Raw genomic sequence first — 18,200 nt, forward strand, 5'->3', positions numbered from 1 at the left:
ACTCCTGGAACTCGAGAGGGGTCGGCCGGATGCTCGGCCGAGTAGAGCCTAGCCCTTGGGGGGTGCGGCCCCCTCCGGCAGGTCACCGTTGCGCTCCGGCGGCGTGCCGGCATCCTGCTCGGTGACGCCGGACCCGCCCGGCTCGTCGGCGACGTCCACACGCTCGTCGTCGGCGGGGTCCTCGCCCTCGGTGCCGGCGACGGCGGGCGCCCCGGCGTCGCCTGCGGCGTCTGCGTCGCCCCCGGCGTCGGCGGCGTCCTGCTGCCCCTCGGGGCCGTCCTCGACGATCTCGGCCTCGAGCACGTCGGCGGTCGGCGTCGCCGGGCCCGCCTCGAGCGCCTTCGCCTCGTCGAGCGGGGTGGCGTCGGCCTCCTCGACCGGCTCGTCGTCGTCGGGATTCTCGGCGGCGGCGGTCTCCGTGGCGGACTCCTCCGCGGCGGCCGACGCTCGGGCGGCCTCCGCCGCGGCCAGGCGGTGCTCGCGCCACAGCAGCAGCTGCGACGTGACGAGGCCCAGCAGCCCCGACCACGCGAATACCAGAACCCCGGCAAGCCACCAGTTTCCGCCGACCACGCCGAAGATCCCCAGGGGGCCACCGGCGACCCACGTGGCCAGCGCGCTCGTCGCGCCCGCGAGCGCCGCCGCAGCGACCACCGTGAGCGCGGCGTCGGTGGACGACACGTACTCCCCCCGGGCCCGCGCCTCGAGGTGGCGCTGGGCGACGTACCGTCCGAGCAGCGCACCCACCGTCGCGGGAACGGCCAGCAGCACCGGCCAGAACGGCGCGGCCGGTCCCGGTGGGATCACGGCGAGCACCGGCAGTGCGGGCAGGTCACCGCCGGTCGCCTCGAACAGGCTCAGGGTCACGTCGCCGAACTGCACCGTGCTGCCGGCCACCACGGCGGCGGCCCCGATCAGCACGTTGGGCAGGTACAGCACCGACAGCACCGTCAACCCGAGTGCCCCGGTCACTCCCCCGCCGCGGCCGATCAGGTCACCGACCACGGTCCACGACCACAGCAGCCCGAGTACGGTCACCACCCCGGCCGCGGCGAACATCCCCAGCACCGCGCGGGCCGCGGGGCGCACGGCGGCGACCAGCCAGTTCGGCACGCCGTAGCGGACGGACAGCGGCCGCCACGTCCGGGCACCGATGCCGAGCCCGGCCCCGAGCAGGTAGAGGGCCGTCACCCAGGCCAGCGCGGCCGCCGGATTGGGGGTGACGACGGGCAGGACACTCGCCGCATCCTGGATCACGATCAGTGCCACGATCGTGATCACCGTCGGACCGGCGAGGGTGGCCACGGCAATGCGTGAGGCGTTCCGACGATCGAGCGGACGGCCGCCGAGCGCGACGAAGGCGTCGGTGGCCGAACGCGCGGCCCGGGCGGTCAGCCACACCAGCACCGCCGTCGGCAGCAACGGCAGCACGCCGAGCGCTACCCCGTCGATCGTCAGCGTCACCTGATGCAGGGCCAGCCAGCTTCCCGCGATCGCCGCGTAGATTCCGGTCAGGTCGCTGCTCGCGGCCACCATCGTGGTCACCACCAGCGTGGCGATCAACGCGAGGGTCACTGCCGGCACCCTGGCCGCCGTGCCGAGCAGGATCCGCAGCTGCTCCGGTTCGACCGGGTTGCCTTCCGGGGTGGTGCGCCGGTCGGACCGGCCTAGCGTCGAGGTCATCGTGTCGAGAGTGTCACCCGGCGACGGTCGTGACGGTCAGGCGCGCCGCAGCACGTGCGGGAGCCGTCACCGCGGCTCGTCACCGGGGCGGAACGCCTGCGTCGGCGCCGGGTCCGACGTCCGCTCGGCGTCGTCCTCCGACGGACGCCCCGCGGCATCCTGCTCGGAATCGGCGTGCCGGGGGGCGAGCACGGTCGGCTCGTCCGCGCCGCCACCGGCGGGCTCCCCCGGCCGGCCCGAAGGACCGGGCGACCCGGCGCCGTACGGGGCCTGGGCTCCCGTCGGGGTGTAGGCCTGCTGGCCGGGGTGCTGCCCCTCGGATTGCGGCCGGTCGACGCGCAGCGGCTGGCTCAGGTGCTCGGTCTGGGCGCCGTAGTCCGGGCTGGGGTAGTGCTCGCGCGGCTGCGCGCCCGAGTACTGGGTGCCCGGGTACTGGGATCCCGGGTACTGTCCGGACGGGTGCTGCCCGGACGGATACTGGCCGGTGGAGTACTGCCCCGACGGGTACTGCCCGGTGGAGTACTGCGGCTGCTGGTAGCCGGGGTACTGGGCCGAGGACCCCGAGGGGTAGGCCGAGGACCCCGAGGGGTAGCCGGAGCCCTGCGTTCCGTATCCGCTCGACGCCGCGCCGGGAGCGTAGCCCTGACCGGACGGATAGCCCTGCCCCGCGCCGGCACCCTGCGCTCCGTAGCCCTGGCCGCCGTACCCCTGACCGCTGTAGCCCTGGCCGCCGCTGAACCCCTGGCCCACGCCCTGCCCGCCGCCTCCCTGGCCGCCGAACGACTGCGCGGGCGCGCGGCGCTGGCCGGGCACCAGGATGCCGATCCCGAAGAGCAGCGCCATCAGCGCGAGCGCGGTCTGCAGGAAGCCGAGGACGAGGATCGACACCCCACCCCACGAGATGCCGGTGTCGTCGGGCAGGTGGAAGAGCTGGAACAGCGACACCACGAAGCCGACCGCGGAGGCCGCCACCGCAACGGAGCGCAGGTCCTGACCCGGTAGCAGCGACAGTGCCGCAGCCGCGCCACCGAAGAGCAGGAAGGCCAGCGGCACGACCGCGAAGCCGAAGTCGAACGACGACAGCGCAACCTGGGTGCCGAAGGAGATCCGCACGTACGGGGCCAGGCCGAGCAGGAAGTTCAGCACCGCCAGCACCGCGACGGCGATCGGCAGGAGCAGCGGCACCACCTTGTCGGAGCCACGGGAGGCGAGGCTGGATCCGCCCCCGGTCGACGACCCCGTGGGACCTGACGGGGTGTCGGACCGGCCCGTTCCCGAGCCTGCTGGGTAGGTCATCGCTCCTCCTGATGTCGTCGGCTGCTCTGTGACCAGCCTAGGCACGATCACCGTGGGCGGCAGGAGTCCCGCGAATCCGGCGAATCCCCACCGGCGAGAATGTGCGCATGCCCAGCACCCTCGAGCCCGGAGCGGACGTCGTCGCCGAGACGGAGATCAAGCATTCCCGCTTTCTCGCCGCGCTGCGTCGCGTCGACTCGGATACCGCCGCGCTCGCCTTCGTCGAGGAACAGCGGAGGCTGTATCCCGATGCGCGGCACCATTGCTGGGCCTTCGTGGTGGGCGACGAGCCGGCGCACCGGGCGGAACGGTCGAGCGACGACGGGGAACCGGGTGGCACGGCCGGGGTGCCGATGCTGCAGGTGCTGCACCATCGCGATCTGGTGAACGTCGCGGTGGTGGTCACCCGCTGGTTCGGCGGCATCAAGCTCGGCGCGGGGGGACTGGTCCGGGCGTATTCGGGTGCGGTGGCCGTCGCGGTCGACGCGGCGACGCTGGTGCCGCGGGAGCGACGGGCGGTGTTCACCCTGGCGGTGGGGCACGGTGACGCCGGCCGGCTGGAGTCGGAACTACGGGGCCGCGGGGTGAGCGTGCTCGACGTGTCCTACACGGAGCGTGTCGTCTTCACGGTCGCGGCCCGGGATGCGGCCGGGTTGCGGAGCGTGGTGGCGTCGGCGACGGCCGGCGCCGGCGAGCTCGAGCCCGTCGGCACCGAATGGGTGGACGGGTAGGCAGCGGAGCTGCCGGTGCGTCCTTTGGGCGGTCAGGACCGCCCAAAGGACGCACCGGCGGCGGAGCCGCCTACAGCGACTGCAGGATCTCGCGCGCGAGAGCGGCGGTCTCGGACGGCGTCTTGCCGACCTTCACGCCGGCCGCCTCGAGGGCGTCCTTCTTGGCCTGCGCGGTGCCCGAGGAGCCGGAGACGATGGCGCCGGCGTGGCCCATGGTCTTGCCCTCCGGAGCGGTGAACCCGGCGACGTAGCCGACGACCGGCTTGGTCACGTTGGCCTTGATGTAGTCGGCCGCGCGCTCCTCGGCGTCGCCGCCGATCTCGCCGATCATGACGATGAGCTTGGTCTCGGGGTCCTTCTCGAACGCCTCGATGGCGTCGATGTGGGTGGTGCCGATGACCGGGTCGCCGCCGATGCCGATGGCGGTGGAGAAGCCGAAGTCACGCAGCTCGAACATCATCTGGTAGGTCAGGGTGCCGGACTTGGACACCAGGCCCACCGGGCCCTTGCCGGAGATGTTGGCCGGGGTGATGCCGACCAGCGACTCGCCCGGGGTGATGATGCCGGGGCAGTTGGGGCCGATGATCCGGGTCTTGTTGCCCTTCTCGACGTTGTAGGCCCACGCGTACGCGGTGTCCTGCACCGGGATGCCCTCGGTGATGACCACGAGCAGCGGGATCTCCGCGTCGATGGCCTCGATGATGGCGTCCTTGGCGAACTTCGGGGGGACGAACGCGATCGAGACGTCCGCGCCGGTCTCCTTCATCGCCTCGGCGACGGTACCGAAGACGGGCAGCTCGACGGCCGAGCCGTCGGCGGCGGTGTGGGACACAGTGGTGCCGGCCTTGCGGGCGTTGACGCCGCCGACGACCTGGGTACCGGCCTTGAGCATCAGGGCGGTGTGCTTGGTGCCCTCGCCGCCGGTGATGCCCTGGACGATGACCTTCGAGTCCTTGTTGAGGAAGATAGACATGTTCTCCGTGTGTCCTTACTTCGCGGCGTGCGCCAGCTCGGCGGCCTTGTCAGCGGCCTCGTCCATGGTTCCGACCAGCGTGACCAGCGGGTGGTTGGCGTCGGCCAGGATCTTGCGGCCCGCCTCGACGTTGTTGCCGTCCAGGCGGACGACCAGCGGCTTGTTGGCCTCGTCGCCGAGGATCTCCAGCGCCTTGACGATGCCGTTGGCGACCGCGTCGCACGCGGTGATGCCACCGAAGACGTTGACGAACACGCTCTCGACCTGGCCGTCGTTCAGGATGACGTCCAGGCCGGCGGCCATGACCTCGGCGGACGCGCCGCCACCGATGTCGAGGAAGTTGGCGGGCTTGACGCCGCCGTGCTTCTCACCGGCGTACGCGACGACGTCGAGGGTCGACATGACCAGGCCCGCGCCGTTGCCGATGATGCCGACCTGGCCGTCGAGCTTGACGTAGTTCAGGTCGTGCTCCTTGGCCTTGGCCTCGAGCGGATCGGTGGAGTCCTTGTCCTCGAGCTCGGCGTGCTCGGGGTGGCGGAAGCCCGCGTTCTCGTCGATGGTGACCTTGCCGTCGAGGGCGAGGATCTGATCGTCGGGGGTGCGCACGAGCGGGTTGACCTCGACCAGGGTGGCGTCCTCGGCGACGAAGACCTCCCACAGCTTCTGGATGGTCACGGCCGCGGCGTCGAGCACGTCGGCGGGCAGGTGGCCCTGCTCGGCGATGCTGCGCGCGAACGCGAGGTCGACGCCCTTGACGGCGTCCACGGGAACCTTGGCGAGACGCTCGGGCTTGGTGGCCGCGACCTCCTCGATCTCCATGCCGCCCTCGACCGAGCACATGGCCAGGTAGGTGCGGTTGGCCCGGTCGAGCAGGAAGGAGATGTAGTACTCCTCGGCGATGTCGCTGGCCTCGGCGACCAGCAGCTTCTTGACGATGTGACCCTTGATGTCGAGGCCGAGGATGTTCTCGGCGTGGGTCTTCGCATCCTCGGGGGTGGCGGCGTACTTCACGCCACCGGCCTTGCCACGACCACCGGTCTTGACCTGGGCCTTGACCATCACAGGCTTACCGATTTCCTCGGCGATCGCCTTGGCATCGTCGGCCGTGTCGGTCACACGACCCAGCGACGTCGGCACACCATGCTTGGCGAAGAGTTCCTTCGCCTGGTATTCGAAGAGATCCATCTGCTCACCGTCTCGTCTGCGTTGACGCCCGCTCGAGGGGTATGAGCGGGTCCGTTCGGACTGTAACTAGTCGGAAGTCCCACCAAACGCCCGCACTCCTGGTATGTGTCGCATGTCACCGGAGCGAGGGGCCCGAGGGGTACCTCACGGATTTTCCTCCCGGATTGTGAGCCACGCCGCAGCCAGGAGGAACACCACCCCAAGGATTGCAGGCAGTGTGAGGACGCCGTTCACCGGCTCCTGCTCCGGGCTCCGCACGAGCAACCACGACGCCGCATACAGGGCCACCGACGCCGCCGCGCCGAGCAGCAGCACACCGCCCCGGGCCGGCCGCGACCGCGCTGCGACCAGCACCGCTGCGACCACCGCGACGGCGAGCAGCACCCGCCCCCACACGTCGTAGCCCCACGGATAGCCCAGGACCGAACCGGCCCCGGGCTGCACCGGCAACAGCACACCGGCACCGGCGACGAGAGCCGCAGCCGCGCCCACCGCGCGCACGACCGGCCCGGCGATCCGTTCGACGGAGGTGTCGATGCCGTCGCGTTCCGCACCCCCGGCCAGCACGACGAGCACCCCCGTCGCCGCCGCCCCCAGGATCGCGGCGCCGGCCAGCCACGCGCCCGGCCCGGCACCGACGCCGGGCAGGTCCGCGGCGAGCACCCAGGACTGCAGCACCGCCCCGGCGGCGGTGACCACCGCGACGACCGGCACCGCGACGGCGGGCCGCAGCGGGGCGGCGAATTCGGAGAGCAGCAGCCACACGCTCAGCGCCAGCACGAGCAGGCCTGCGGCGAGCAGCAGGCGAGTGGCCGGCAGGTCGGGCGCCGGCGCCCCGGCCGGGAACGACAGGGTGGGCAGCAGCGCACCCGCCGTCGCGACGACGCCGGTGGCAATCCCCGCGACGCCCGCGGTGACGTGCCGGCGCAGCATCGCCGGGACGGACGTGACCGCCCTGGGCACCGGCCCTGCGGCGCGGGCGGACCGGGCGACGAGCCGGGGCAGTGCGACCGCGGCCGCGACGAGGGCGACGGCGGCGACCACCCCGACGGCGGCACCGGGCGACGGCGCGAGCCGCTCACCGGTGAGGCCCGCCGCCAGGCGCGGGCCCAGGATGCCGAGCGCACCGAGCCCCGCACCCGCCACCAGGCCCGTCGCGGCAGCCGGCGAACCGGTCACCAGCGCCCACGTCGCCGTCAGCACCACCGCGACCGCGGCGGCCAGGGAACCGATCGCGGTGGCCGTGGTGGCGTCGAGGACGCCGGGGCCGAGCAGCACCGGGTCGTCCGAGACGAAGGGCGGGGCGAGGAGCGCACCGGCCGCGACCAGGGCCGCCACCGCCACCGCGGTCGCCGCCGGGGCCCCGACGCGCACACCCACCGGGCCGTCCTCGCCGGGCACGTGTGCGGGGTCGGCCCCGAGCCGCCGGACCGCGACGGCCCCGAGGACTCCGGCGCCGACCGCGGCGAGATGGCCGGCGAGGACGACGCCCGCGCCCGGGCCCGCCGTGAGGCCGGCGGCTGTGAGGGGCCGGAAGAGCTCGAGCCGGTCGGCGTCGAGGGCGTCGGTGAACAGCGCGACGTCGAGCAGGGCCGCGCCGAGTGCGACGAACCCGGCCCCCGCAAGCAGCGCGCCGGCCCGGATTCCGGCGAGGGGCCCGGGCCGACGGGCGAGACTCACCGCGCCGACGGGCACCGCGAGCGCGGCGGCGACGGCGACGAGCGTCGCGGCGCCGAGGGCGGCGCCGACGGGCCCGGCGTCGGCGCGGACCGCCGGCAGGAACGGCGCGACCGCCACGGCGATGGCGCCGAGCACGGACAGGACGAACGCGGCGACGAGGACGGGCGGGCGGCTCGGCACGCCCCGACGCTACGGCGACGTTCCGATTCATCGCGGCGTGACACACCGTGAATATTCGGTATCGCGCCGTAACCGAAGGAACGTTTCCATATACGCCCAGCTCAAACTGTGATGCCAGTCACAAGGCCCGATTTCCAGCCCGTTTGAGTTGCCACGCTTGCGATCGTTTCGTTACCGTCGCTTCGGTCCGAATAACGGTCAGGTCACGAACGGAGGACGGCAGTCGATGCACACTTGCACTCCACGCGCCGACAGCCGTCCCGGCAGCGGGTTCGGTGACTTCGAGTCCACGGAGGCCACCGACCATCTCTATCCGGGCCACTGGCAGCCGCACGAGCGTTACCTCGACGAGGGCCCGGCGGACGATCTAGACGTCTCGAGCATTGTGAACTTCCGCAACACCAGTACCACCGAGCAGTACGAATTCTATGGCACCGAGCCGGCCGAGCCGCTCACCGCCCCCGGATCACCCGACGGCGATCTGGCCGCCCCCACTCGTCGCGGCGGCGCCCACCGGGTTCCCACTCCCCCCGCCGCCCTCAAGGGCCGCGCCGCGGTTCTCGCGGTCGCCGCCGGCGCCGTCGTCGCCGCGGGCCAGGCCGCCGCCAGCGGCCCCGCCCAGGAGTCCGAGCACTCCGAGGTCGCCCTCGCCGCGGACGCCACCGACTCGCACGTCATCACCGCCACCGCGGTGCCGCAGGCCGCGCAGTTCGCCCCGGAGACCGAGTCCGAGGGCGCCGCCCCGTCCCAGGCCCCGCAGGTCCTCAACATCGCGGACCCGAACGACCTCTCCCAGTTCTCGAACCTGCTCGCCAAGGGCCAGCGGTTCAGCGAGGAGCGCGCCGCCCGCGAGGCCGCCGCCCGCCGCCCGCTGTTCGTCCTTCCGGCCGCCGGCGTCTTCACCTCCAGCTACGGTGCCCGCTGGGGCACCCTCCACGCCGGGGTGGACATCGCCGGTCCGATCGGGACCCCGATCCTCGCGGTCGCCGACGGCACCGTCATCGACTCCGGTCCGGCGTCCGGCTTCGGCATGTGGGTGCGCCTGCGCCACGCGGACGGCACCGTGACCGTCTACGGCCACATCGACCAGTCCATGGTGACGGTCGGTCAGCAGGTCATGGCCGGCGACCAGATCGCCACCATGGGCAACCGCGGCCAGTCGACCGGCCCGCACCTGCACTTCGAGGTGCACCTCAACGGCATCGACAAGATCGACCCGCTGCCCTGGCTCGCGACCCGCGGCATCTCCCTCGGCATCCGGAACGACTGACCTCCGGCGTTTCTCGCGAAACGGGCCCCGCACCGGCTGGTGCGGGGCCCGTTTCGCGTCCGGCCGGGAACCCGGGGTCAGAGCTTGACCATCGGCACGCCGCCGACGAGCATCAGCCGCACCTTCCCGGCGCTGCCGAAGTCGATGACCACCGTCGCCGTCGGCCCGGAGCCGCGGGTCTCGAGGACCGTGCCGAGGCCGTACTTGTCGTGGCTGACCCGGTCGCCGACGGCGAGCACGAGATGGTTGTTGCGCGAGCGCGCGGCCCCGAAACTCGGTGTCGACTGCCGGTCGTCGCCGAACCGGGACGCTCCACCCCCGAAGCCGGAGCCGACTCCGCCGTAGCCGCCCCGGCCCCGGCCGGCTCCGATGGCGTGACCACCGGCCACCCCCGGATCCTCCCGGCGCCACTCCACGAGTTCCTGCGGAATCTCTTGCAGGAAGCGCGATTCCGGATTGGTCACCGGCTGCCCCCAGGCCGAGCGCAGCACCGCCCGGCTCAGGTAGAGGCGCTGCCGCGCGCGGGTGAGCCCGACATAGGCCAGGCGCCGTTCCTCCGACAGCTCGGCCGGGTCGCCGAGCGCTCGCATGTGCGGGAACTGCCCGTCCTCCCACCCGGTCACGAACACCACCGGGAACTCGAGACCCTTGGCGGTGTGCAGCGTCATCAGGGTGACGACCCCGTCGCCCTCCTCGGGGATCTGGTCGGCGTCGGCCACCAGCGACACCCGTTCGAGGAACGCGGCGAGCGAGCCGGGCTCGGGCTCCCCCTCCGCGCCCTCCCGTTCCTCCTCGAGACCCGCGGCATTGCGGGCATCCGAACTGAATTCCCTTGCCACGCTGACCAACTCGTTGAGATTGTCGAGCCGCGTGCCGTCCTGCGGGTCGTCGCTGGCCTCGAGCTCGGCGCGGTAACCGGTGCGGTCGAGGACCGCCTCGACGACGTCGCCGATGTCGACGAGGTCGTTGCCGTCGGCGTCGGTCTCGGTGAGCATCCCCCGCAGCTCGTCCATGAGGTCGACGAACGCGGCGATGGCCTTCTGCGAGCGGGTGTTCAGCAGGGGGACGGTGCCCTCGGCCGCGTCGCGCAGGGCCCGGCCGAACCCGACCGCCGTGCGTTCGGCGTGCACCGCCACGCAGGCCTCCGCGCGGTCGCCGATGCCGCGACGGGGGGTGTTGAGGATACGGCGCAGGCTGACCGTGTCGTCCGGGTTGGCGAGCACCCGCAGGTACGCGACGAGGTCGCGAACCTCCTTGCGCTCGTAGAAGCGCACGCCGCCGACCACCCGGTAGGGCACGCCGTGCCGGATGAACACGTCCTCGAGGGCACGGGAGGAGTTGTTGGTGCGGTAGAACACCGCGACGTCGGCGAACCTGGCCTCACCGGCGTCGACGAGCCGGTCGATCTCCGCGGCCACGAACTGCGCCTCGTCGTGCTCGTTGTCGGCGACGTACCCGGTGATCGGTTCCCCCGCGCCGGAGTCCGTCCACAACCGCTTCTCCCGTCGTCCGGTGTTGCGCGCGATCACCGCGTTGGCCGCCGAGAGGATGTTCTGGGTGGAACGGTAGTTCTGCTCGAGCAGGATCGTGCGAGCGTCGGGATAGTCGCGTTCGAACTCCTCGATGTTGCGGATCGTCGCGCCGCGGAACGCGTAGATGGACTGGTCGGCATCGCCGACGACACACAGCTCCCCCGGCGCGACCGCATCGTCCGTCACGGTGTCGTCCGCACCGCCCACGAGCGTGCGCACGAGCACGTACTGCGCGTGGTTGGTGTCCTGGTATTCGTCGACGAGAACGTGGCGGAACCGTCGGCGGTAGTACTCCGCCACCTGCGGATGCGCCTGCAACAGTGCCACCGTCTCGCCGATCAGGTCGTCGAAGTCGAAGGCGTTGGCCGCGCGCAGCCGCTGCTGGTAGTGCGCGTAGACCCGCGCGACGATCCGCGGCAGTTCCGCCGCCTCGCGGTCCGCGTCGGCCGCGGCCTCCTCGGGGCCGATCAGCTCGTTCTTGAGATTGGAGATGTGCGTCGCCAGCAGCCGCGCGGAATACCGCTTGACGTCGAGGTCGAGATCCTTGGCGATCATGGTGAGCAGCCGCCGGGAGTCGTCCGCGTCGTAGATGGTGAAGTTCGAGTTCATCCCCGACAGCAGCGCCGACTGCGCCCGCAGGATCCGCACGCAGCTCGAATGGAACGTCGACACCCACATGCTGTTCGCGCGCGGACCGACGAGGTGGGCGACGCGCTCGCGCATCTCGGCGGCCGCCTTGTTGGTGAACGTGATCGCCAGGATCTGGCCCGGCGCCACCCCACGCTCACCCAGCAGGTACGCGATGCGCCGGGTCAGCACCGCCGTCTTGCCGGAGCCGGCCCCCGCGACGATGAGCAGCGGAGACCCCGTGTGGGTCACGGCCTCCCGTTGCTGGGGATTGAGCCCCTCGAGCAGCGCGTCGGGGGTCATCGCCCGCACCCCCGAGTTCGACGCGGGGACGGGACGGCCGGAGGCAACGGGTGTGTTCATCGTGGTACCAAACTACCGGCGATCGCCGACAGCCGTGCCGGCCGGGCCGGGGCGATTCGGCAGGTATGCCTTACTTGGCCGGTTCGGGGACGGGTGGCAAACTGAACGTCATGTCATGCGCTCCACGTCGCCACTATCGGCGACACTTCCATCGGTGTGAGAGCCGATGACCGAGGCCTGACCACACCCGAGGCTTCGGCTGCTGCGCCACCGAAGTCCCGAGCCGACGGCCGGACCGGTAACGCCCGCAGTATCCGAAGCGATCCCAGAGCTGACGCGAGGAGACGACATGAGCACCAACACCGAGGCCGCCGGTTCCGGAGCCAGCGCATCCGACGCTGCCCTGCCCACCACCGAGGCGGAGATCGACGAGCTCCGTAAAGAGATCGACCGGCTCGACTCCGAGATCCTGGCGGCGGTCAAACGCCGTACCGAGGTCTCGCGCATCATCGGCCAGACCCGCATGGCCTCCGGCGGTACCCGCCTGGTGCACAGCCGCGAGATGAAGGTTCTCGAGCGCTTCAGCGAGCTGGGCCAGGAGGGTCACACCCTGGCCATGCTGCTGCTGCGGCTCGGCCGCGGCCGTCTCGGTCACTGACGCCACGGCCGTCCGGGTCACCGAGGCCACGGCCGTCCGGGTCACCGAGGCCACGGCCGTCCGGGTCACCGAGGCCACGGCCGTCCGGGTCACCGAGGCCACGGCCGTCCGGGTCACCGAGGCCACGGCCGTCCGGGTCACCGAGGCCACGGCCGTCCGGGTCACCGAGGCCACGGCCGTCCGGGTCACCGAGGCCACGGCCGATTCGGTCACCGAGTCCCGCCGGTACGCCCCCGAGCCCGTCGGTCCCGACGCTCGGGGGCGTCACCGTCGCGCAGGTCACTGCAGCGCGATGTACTTCGTCTCGAGGTACTCCTCGATGCCTTCACTGCCGCCCTCGCGGCCCAGCCCGGAGGCCTTGACACCGCCGAACGGCGCCGCCACGTCGGAGATCACGCCCCGGTTGACGCCCACCATGCCGGACTCGACGGCCTCGGCCACCCGCAGCGCCCGGTCCAGGCTCTGCGTGTAGATGTACGCGGCCAGTCCGTATTCGGTGGCGTTGGCCGCATCGATCGCCTCCTGCTCGGTGTCGAACCCGGCCACGGCGGCGACGGGGCCGAACACCTCCTCCCGCAGGATCCGGGCCTCGGCCGTCACCCCGTCGAGCACGGTCGCCGGGTAGTACCACCCCGGGCCGTCGGGGACGGATCCGCCGAGCCGGAGGCTCGCCCCGGCCCCCACCGCGTCCTGCACCAGCGCGCCGACGGTCTCCCGCTGGCCGGCGTTGATCAGCGGCCCGAGTGTGGTGCCGGGGTCGGTGCCGCGCCCGAGCCGGTACTGCGCCATCCGCTCGGTCAGCTTCTTCACGAACTCCTCTCGCACCGAGTTGGCGACGTGGAAGCGGTTCGCGGCCGTGCACGCCTCGCCGCCGTTGCGTAGCTTCGCGGCCAGCGCGCCCTCGACCGCGGCGTCGAGGTCGGCGTCGTCGAACACCAGGAACGGCGCGTTGCCGCCCAGCTCCATCGACGTGCGCAGCATCGCCTTCCCGGCCCGCTCGGACAGTGCCCGGCCGACCCCGGTGGAACCGGTGAAGGTCAGCTTGCGCAGGCGGGGATCGTCGATCAGCGGACCGGTGACCGCCCCGGCGCGCGACGTCGGCAGCACGGACAGCACCCCCTTCGGCAGGCCGGCCTCGGCGAACAGCTGGGCGAGCAGCAGCATCGTCAGCGGGGTCTCCGACGCGGGCTTCATCAGGATCGTGCAGCCCGCAGCGAGGGCAGGACCGATCTTGCGGGTGCCCATCGCGAGCGGGAAGTTCCACGGCGTGATCGCCAGGCACGGTCCCACCGGCTGCTTCGTCACCAGGATCCGTCCGTTGCCCGCGGGCGCGTGGGTGTAGCGGCCCGCGATCCGCACCGCCTCCTCGGCGAACCAGCGGAAGAACTCGGCACCGTACTTGGCCTCGGCCCGGCTCTCCGGCAGGGCCTTGCCCATCTCCAGGGTCATCAGGAGCGCGAAGTCCTCGGCACGTTCGGTGATCCGCGCGAACACCGAACGCAGCAGTTCGCCACGTTCGCGCGGCGGGGTCGCAGCCCACTCGTGCTGGACGGCCACCGCGGCGTCGAGGGCGCGGACGGCGTCCGCCGGACTCGCGTCGGCGACGTCGGTGAGCGTGTCGCCGGTGGCGGGATCGTGGACGGGGAAGGTGGCGCCGTTCTCTGCGGCCACCCACTCCCCGCCGAGGAACAGTTCTGTCGGTACGGTCCGGATCAGTTCTTCGGTGTCCATGACCCACATCATGCGCTCCACGACCCGAGCGGATTCCGAACCCGCCGGTAACTGCGGCCCCGCACTAGGCTCTGAATTCATGAGCGACGTGACTCGAACCGCACCGTGGCAGCAGCTGTCCCAGCACCGTTCGGAGCTCGAGGCGGTGGATCTGCGGGGGTTGTTCGCGGCGGATCCGGGTCGGGCGCAGCGGTTCTCGCTGACCGTCGGGGAGTGGTACATCGACTACAGCAAGCATCGGATCACCGACACCACGGTGGGGTTGCTGCTGGATCTGGCCCGGGCGTGTGGGCTCGAGGCCCGCCGCGATGCGATGTTCGCCGGGGACCGGATCAACACCACCGAGGACCGGGCGGTGCTGCACACCGCGCTGCGGTTGCCGCGGTCGGCGACGCTGACCGTGGACGGCACCGACGTGGTCGCCGAGGTGCACGCGGTGCTCGACGCGATGGCCGGCTTCGCCGAGAAGGTCCGCTCGGGCACCTGGCGCGGCGCCACCGGCGAGCCGATCGCCACGGTGGTGAACATCGGGATCGGCGGCTCGGATCTGGGCCCGGCGATGGTGGCGCGGGCGTTGCGGCACTACGCCGACGGCCCGGCGGTGCGGTTCGTCGCCAACATCGACCCGGCGGATCTGACCGCGCAGCTGACCGGCCTGGACCCGGCCACCACGCTGTTCGTGGTGGCGTCGAAGACGTTCACCACCGTCGAAACCCTCACCAACGCCACCGCCGCGCGGCGCTGGCTGGTCGCCGCGCTCGGCGAGGACGCCGTCGCGGCGCATTTCGTGGCGGTGTCCACCCACGCGAGCAAGGTCGCCGAGTTCGGCATCGACCCGGCGAACATGTTCGGGTTCTGGGACTGGGTGGGCGGGCGGTACTCGGTGGGCTCGGCGATCGGGCTGGCGGTGATGTGCGCGATCGGCCCGGTGCGCTTCGCCGAGTTCCTCGCCGGGATGCACACCGTGGACGAGCACTTCGCCACCGCGCCGCTGGAGGCGAACGCGCCGGTGCTGCTCGGGCTGCTGGGGGTGTGGTACGCGTCGGTGCTCGGCGCCCAGTCCCGGGCGGTGCTGCCCTACAGTCAGGACCTGGCCCGGCTGCCGGCGTATCTGCAGCAGCTGACCATGGAGTCGAACGGCAAGAGCGTGCGGCGGGACGGCACCGCGGTGGACCACGACACCGGGGAGATCTTCTGGGGCGAGCCGGGCACCAACGGGCAGCACGCGTTCTACCAGTTGCTGCACCAGGGCACCCGGCTTATCCCGGCGGATTTCGTCGGGTTCGCCGCCGCGTGCGAGGACCTGCCCACCCGGGACGGGACCGGCAGCATGCACCAGATCATGCTGGCGAACATGCTCGCCCAGGCCAAGGTGCTCGCGTTCGGGCGCACCGCGGCCGAGGTCGCCGCCGACGGCACCGGCCCGGGGTTGGTGGCGCACAAGGTGATGCCCGGCAACCGGCCCTCGACCACCCTGCTCGCCCCGGCGTTGACCCCGGCGACGCTGGGGCAGTTGATCGCGTTGTACGAGCATCAGACCTTCGTCCAGGGCGTGATCTGGGGCATCGACTCGTTCGACCAGTGGGGCGTCGAACTCGGCAAGACCCAGGCCCTGGCCCTGGCACCGGCCCTGACCGGCGCGGCGGACCCCGACACCGGCGACACCTCCACCGACACCCTCGTCCGCACCATCCGGCGGTGGCGTCAGCAGTAGAGCAGGCACCCGTCACGGCGGGCTTGCACCGGTTTCCGACTGCGGAAACGGGGGCAAGCTCACCGATTCGGGCGCAAGCTCCGCCGCTCAGGCGGCGTGCGGGCGGGACCAGCGGCGCGTCGTGTGCACCCGGCCGCCGCCGTCCACGAGCCGGGCGGCGAGATCGTACTGCTCGAGCCACCGCACCGCCGGCGCCCCGCGGCGCAGCGCCGCCGCGGCCGCGGCGTCGGCCCACAGCGCGTCCCCGGCGATGACGGTCACCTGCGCCCACCGCCCGGAGACGTCGTTACCGCCGTTCTCTTCCACCTCGTCGGGTTCGGCGGCGCGCACGCGCGTCGCCATCGCGCTGCCCGCCGGAAGTTCGACCGTGCCGGCTCCGGGGATGGCCACCTGCCAGCCCCCGGCGGGGCTGTGACCGGCGGTGGCCGTCACGTCGCCCATGCGCACCAGGACACCGCATTCGAGACTGCGTGCGACGGTCGCGGCGGCCCGATCGGCCGTGTCGGCCCTGGCCGTTTCGGTGATGTCGAGGTTGACGCCGAACGGGGCCAGCACGGTCTCGCCGTCGAGGTGGATGTCGCTGTAGTCCGGAAGCGGATGGATGGGCGGGGTGGCCTCCTCGTCGATTCCCGCGTCGTCGGCCGACAGGGGGCTCACCGCCCCGTCGGTCATCCGGGCGACCCAGAGCGCCGAGCGCAGCAGCGCCGACAGCCGCGGACTGACCTGCACGGGAATGCCCTGGGCGAGATTGACCTCGTGGATCTCCGCGTCGCCGCGCAGGGGGTTGCAGGCCGCCTCGGATTCTGCGATCGCGGCGCGCACCAGCGTTTCGGCCTCCACCAGTGCGGCGCACTCGGTGACGGCCACCTCGACCGGGACCCCCCACTCCCGCCATTCGCTGCTGCTGATCATGAGGGGCTCCGGCCTCGCTCGACGATCGTTGTCGTTACCCCAGTATGCCCCTGCGGATCGTCGCCGGTCGGATGCGCGCGAGAATCGCCACTGTTCAGATGCGCGCGAGAATCGCCGCGGTGTCCACGCCGGTCGGCATGGTCCCCAGGGCGATGCCCCAGTCGTCGCCCAGCCGCGTGGCGCAGAAGGCGTCCGCGACTGCGGGATGCCCGTGGCGCACGAGCTGTGCCCCCTGCAGCACCAGCGCCATCAGCTCCACGATCCGGCGGGCCCGGTATTCGACGTTCTCGAGGTCGGCGAGTTCCTTGCCGACCCGGGCCACGGCGTCGTCGAGCCGGGGGTCGGCGCCCTCGGCGAGGCGCAGCTCGGCGAAGAACGCGTCCACGGTCTCGGGCTGCTTGACCATCGCCCGCAACGCGTCGAGGGCGGCGACGTTGCCGGAGCCCTCCCAGATCGACATGAGCGGTGCCTCGCGGTACAGCCGCGGCATCCCGGATTCCTCGGCGTAGCCGTTGCCGCCGAGGCATTCGAGAGCCTCCGCGGCATGCGCGGGGGCGCGCTTGCACACCCAGTACTTGGTGACCGCGAGGGCGATGCGGCGTAGCGCCGCCTCCTGCGGATCGGTCGACGCGCGGTCCGTCGCGCCGGCGAGCCGCATCATCATGGTCGTCGCGGCCTCCGACTCGACGATCAGGTCGGCGAGCACGTTCCGCATGAGCGGCTGGTCGACGAGCAGGGCGCCGAACGCCTTCCGGTGCCGGGCATGATGCACCGCGCGCAATGTCGCCGCGCGCATCCCGGTCGCCGAGCCGATGACGCAGTCGAGGCGCGTCATGTTCACCATCTCGATGATGGTGTTGACGCCGCGGCCCTCCGCACCGACGAGCCAGCCGGTTGCGCCCTCGTATTCGATCTCGGAGGAGGCGTTGGACTTGTTCCCGAGCTTGTCCTTGAGCCGCTGGATGTGGATGCGGTTGCGGCTGCCGTCGGGAAGCACCCGCGGCAGCAGGAAGCACGAGACGCCGCTCCCGGTCTGCGCCAGGGTGAGGAACAGGTCCGACATCGGGGCGGAGGTGAACCACTTGTGCCCGACGATGCGATAGCTGCCGTCCGCCTGGGGGGTCGCCGTCGTCGTGTTGGCCCGCACGTCCGATCCGCCCTGCTTCTCGGTCATGGACATGCCGGCGATCAGGCCGCGCTTGGTGGACGGTTCGCGTAGCCCGAAGTCGTAGTGCGGGGCGGCGAGCAGCGGCTCGTACGTCGCGGCGAGTTCCGGGTTGTGCCGCAGCGCCGGGATCACGGCGTACGTCATGGAGATCGGGCACATGTGTCCCGCCTCCGCCTGGCCCCACACGTAGAACTTGGCGGCCCGGGCGACGTGCGCACCGGCCCGGGGGTCGCGCCACGGCGCCGCGTGCATGCCGTGTTCGACGGCCACCGTCATGAGGTCGTGCCAGTGCGGATGGAACTCGACCTCGTCGATGCGGTGCCCGTAGCGGTCGTGGGTGCGCAGCACGGGCGGGTACTCGTTGACGAGCCTGCCCCAGTCCTGCGCGCGCACACCGCCGGCGAGCGCGCCGATCTCCCGGACCTCGTCCTCGGCCCAGGCCGCGCCCTCGCGGCGCAGGCCCTCGAGCAGCGCCGGGTCCGCCGCCGCCTGGTAGGGCACCAGATCCGGGACCTGGTTGAACACCTCGTGAGTGGCGGGAAAGTTCACCGGGTGGG

13 protein-coding genes are annotated in these 18,200 nt (G+C 72.1%); 4 read left to right on the forward strand and 9 right to left on the reverse strand.

Translation table 11 applies throughout. The features are described 5' to 3' along the window. Positions 1–48: 48 nt before the first annotated feature. Both JYA75_RS25100 and JYA75_RS25105 read right to left on the reverse strand, forming a co-directional pair. A complete protein-coding gene (locus JYA75_RS25100) occupies positions 49–1,683 on the reverse strand; it encodes a DUF6350 family protein (protein WP_203329505.1) in 1,635 nt (544 codons plus the stop codon). Positions 1,684–1,749: 66 nt separating this feature from the next. After that, complete coding sequence (locus JYA75_RS25105) at positions 1,750–2,979, reverse strand: DUF5336 domain-containing protein (RefSeq protein WP_185713770.1); 1,230 nt, start codon at positions 2,977–2,979, stop codon at positions 1,750–1,752. Positions 2,980–3,086: 107 nt separating this feature from the next. On the opposite strand from JYA75_RS25105, the gene JYA75_RS25110 reads away from it, so the two are divergent. Continuing rightward, a complete protein-coding gene (locus JYA75_RS25110) occupies positions 3,087–3,710 on the forward strand; it encodes a YigZ family protein (RefSeq protein WP_029541994.1) in 624 nt (207 codons plus the stop codon). Between the two features lie 70 nt (positions 3,711–3,780). On the opposite strand, the gene sucD is transcribed toward JYA75_RS25110, so the two are convergent. The 3 genes from sucD to JYA75_RS25125 form a co-directional block, all read right to left on the reverse strand. Further along, complete coding sequence (gene sucD, locus JYA75_RS25115) at positions 3,781–4,683, reverse strand: succinate--CoA ligase subunit alpha (RefSeq protein WP_003937757.1); 903 nt, start codon at positions 4,681–4,683, stop codon at positions 3,781–3,783. Between the two features lie 15 nt (positions 4,684–4,698). Beyond that, entirely contained in the window at positions 4,699–5,868 is a 1,170-nt protein-coding gene (gene sucC, locus JYA75_RS25120) for an ADP-forming succinate--CoA ligase subunit beta (protein WP_006945023.1), read from the reverse strand. Between the two features lie 144 nt (positions 5,869–6,012). Beyond that, on the reverse strand, positions 6,013–7,728 hold the full coding sequence (locus tag JYA75_RS25125) for a hypothetical protein (protein WP_203329506.1): 1,716 nt from the start codon (positions 7,726–7,728) through the stop codon (positions 6,013–6,015). A 226-nt stretch (positions 7,729–7,954) separates the two neighbouring features. On the opposite strand from JYA75_RS25125, the gene JYA75_RS25130 reads away from it, so the two are divergent. Beyond that, a complete protein-coding gene (locus tag JYA75_RS25130) occupies positions 7,955–8,998 on the forward strand; it encodes a M23 family metallopeptidase (RefSeq protein WP_065922906.1) in 1,044 nt (347 codons plus the stop codon). A 77-nt stretch (positions 8,999–9,075) separates the two neighbouring features. Here the strand turns inward: JYA75_RS25130 and pcrA are convergent, their stop codons facing one another. Then, on the reverse strand, positions 9,076–11,460 hold the full coding sequence (pcrA, locus tag JYA75_RS25135; protein ID WP_170914053.1) for a DNA helicase PcrA: 2,385 nt from the start codon (positions 11,458–11,460) through the stop codon (positions 9,076–9,078). A gap of 349 nt (positions 11,461–11,809) precedes the next feature. On the opposite strand from pcrA, the gene JYA75_RS25140 reads away from it, so the two are divergent. Beyond that, positions 11,810–12,118, forward strand: a complete 309-nt coding sequence (locus JYA75_RS25140) for a chorismate mutase (RefSeq protein ID WP_029541984.1) — start codon at positions 11,810–11,812, stop codon at positions 12,116–12,118. A gap of 279 nt (positions 12,119–12,397) precedes the next feature. On the opposite strand, the gene JYA75_RS25145 is transcribed toward JYA75_RS25140, so the two are convergent. Next, positions 12,398–13,849 (reverse strand): NAD-dependent succinate-semialdehyde dehydrogenase, encoded by a 1,452-nt coding sequence (locus JYA75_RS25145; protein WP_029541981.1) that lies wholly within the window; start codon positions 13,847–13,849, stop codon positions 12,398–12,400. Positions 13,850–13,928: 79 nt separating this feature from the next. On the opposite strand from JYA75_RS25145, the gene pgi reads away from it, so the two are divergent. Next, complete coding sequence (gene pgi, locus JYA75_RS25150) at positions 13,929–15,563, forward strand: glucose-6-phosphate isomerase (protein ID WP_203329507.1); 1,635 nt, start codon at positions 13,929–13,931, stop codon at positions 15,561–15,563. Between the two features lie 87 nt (positions 15,564–15,650). On the opposite strand, the gene JYA75_RS25155 is transcribed toward pgi, so the two are convergent. Beyond that, positions 15,651–16,475 (reverse strand): FAD:protein FMN transferase, encoded by an 825-nt coding sequence (locus JYA75_RS25155; protein ID WP_203329508.1) that lies wholly within the window; start codon positions 16,473–16,475, stop codon positions 15,651–15,653. A gap of 94 nt (positions 16,476–16,569) precedes the next feature. Then, positions 16,570–18,192, reverse strand: coding sequence for an acyl-CoA dehydrogenase family protein (locus JYA75_RS25160; RefSeq protein ID WP_044475732.1), 1,623 nt, complete (start codon positions 18,190–18,192; stop codon positions 16,570–16,572). Between the last annotated feature and the right edge of the window lie 8 nt (positions 18,193–18,200).

The sequence above is a fragment of the Rhodococcus sp. PSBB066 genome (assembly GCF_017068255.1).
Classification (GTDB): Bacteria; Actinomycetota; Actinomycetes; order Mycobacteriales; family Mycobacteriaceae; genus Rhodococcus; species Rhodococcus aetherivorans.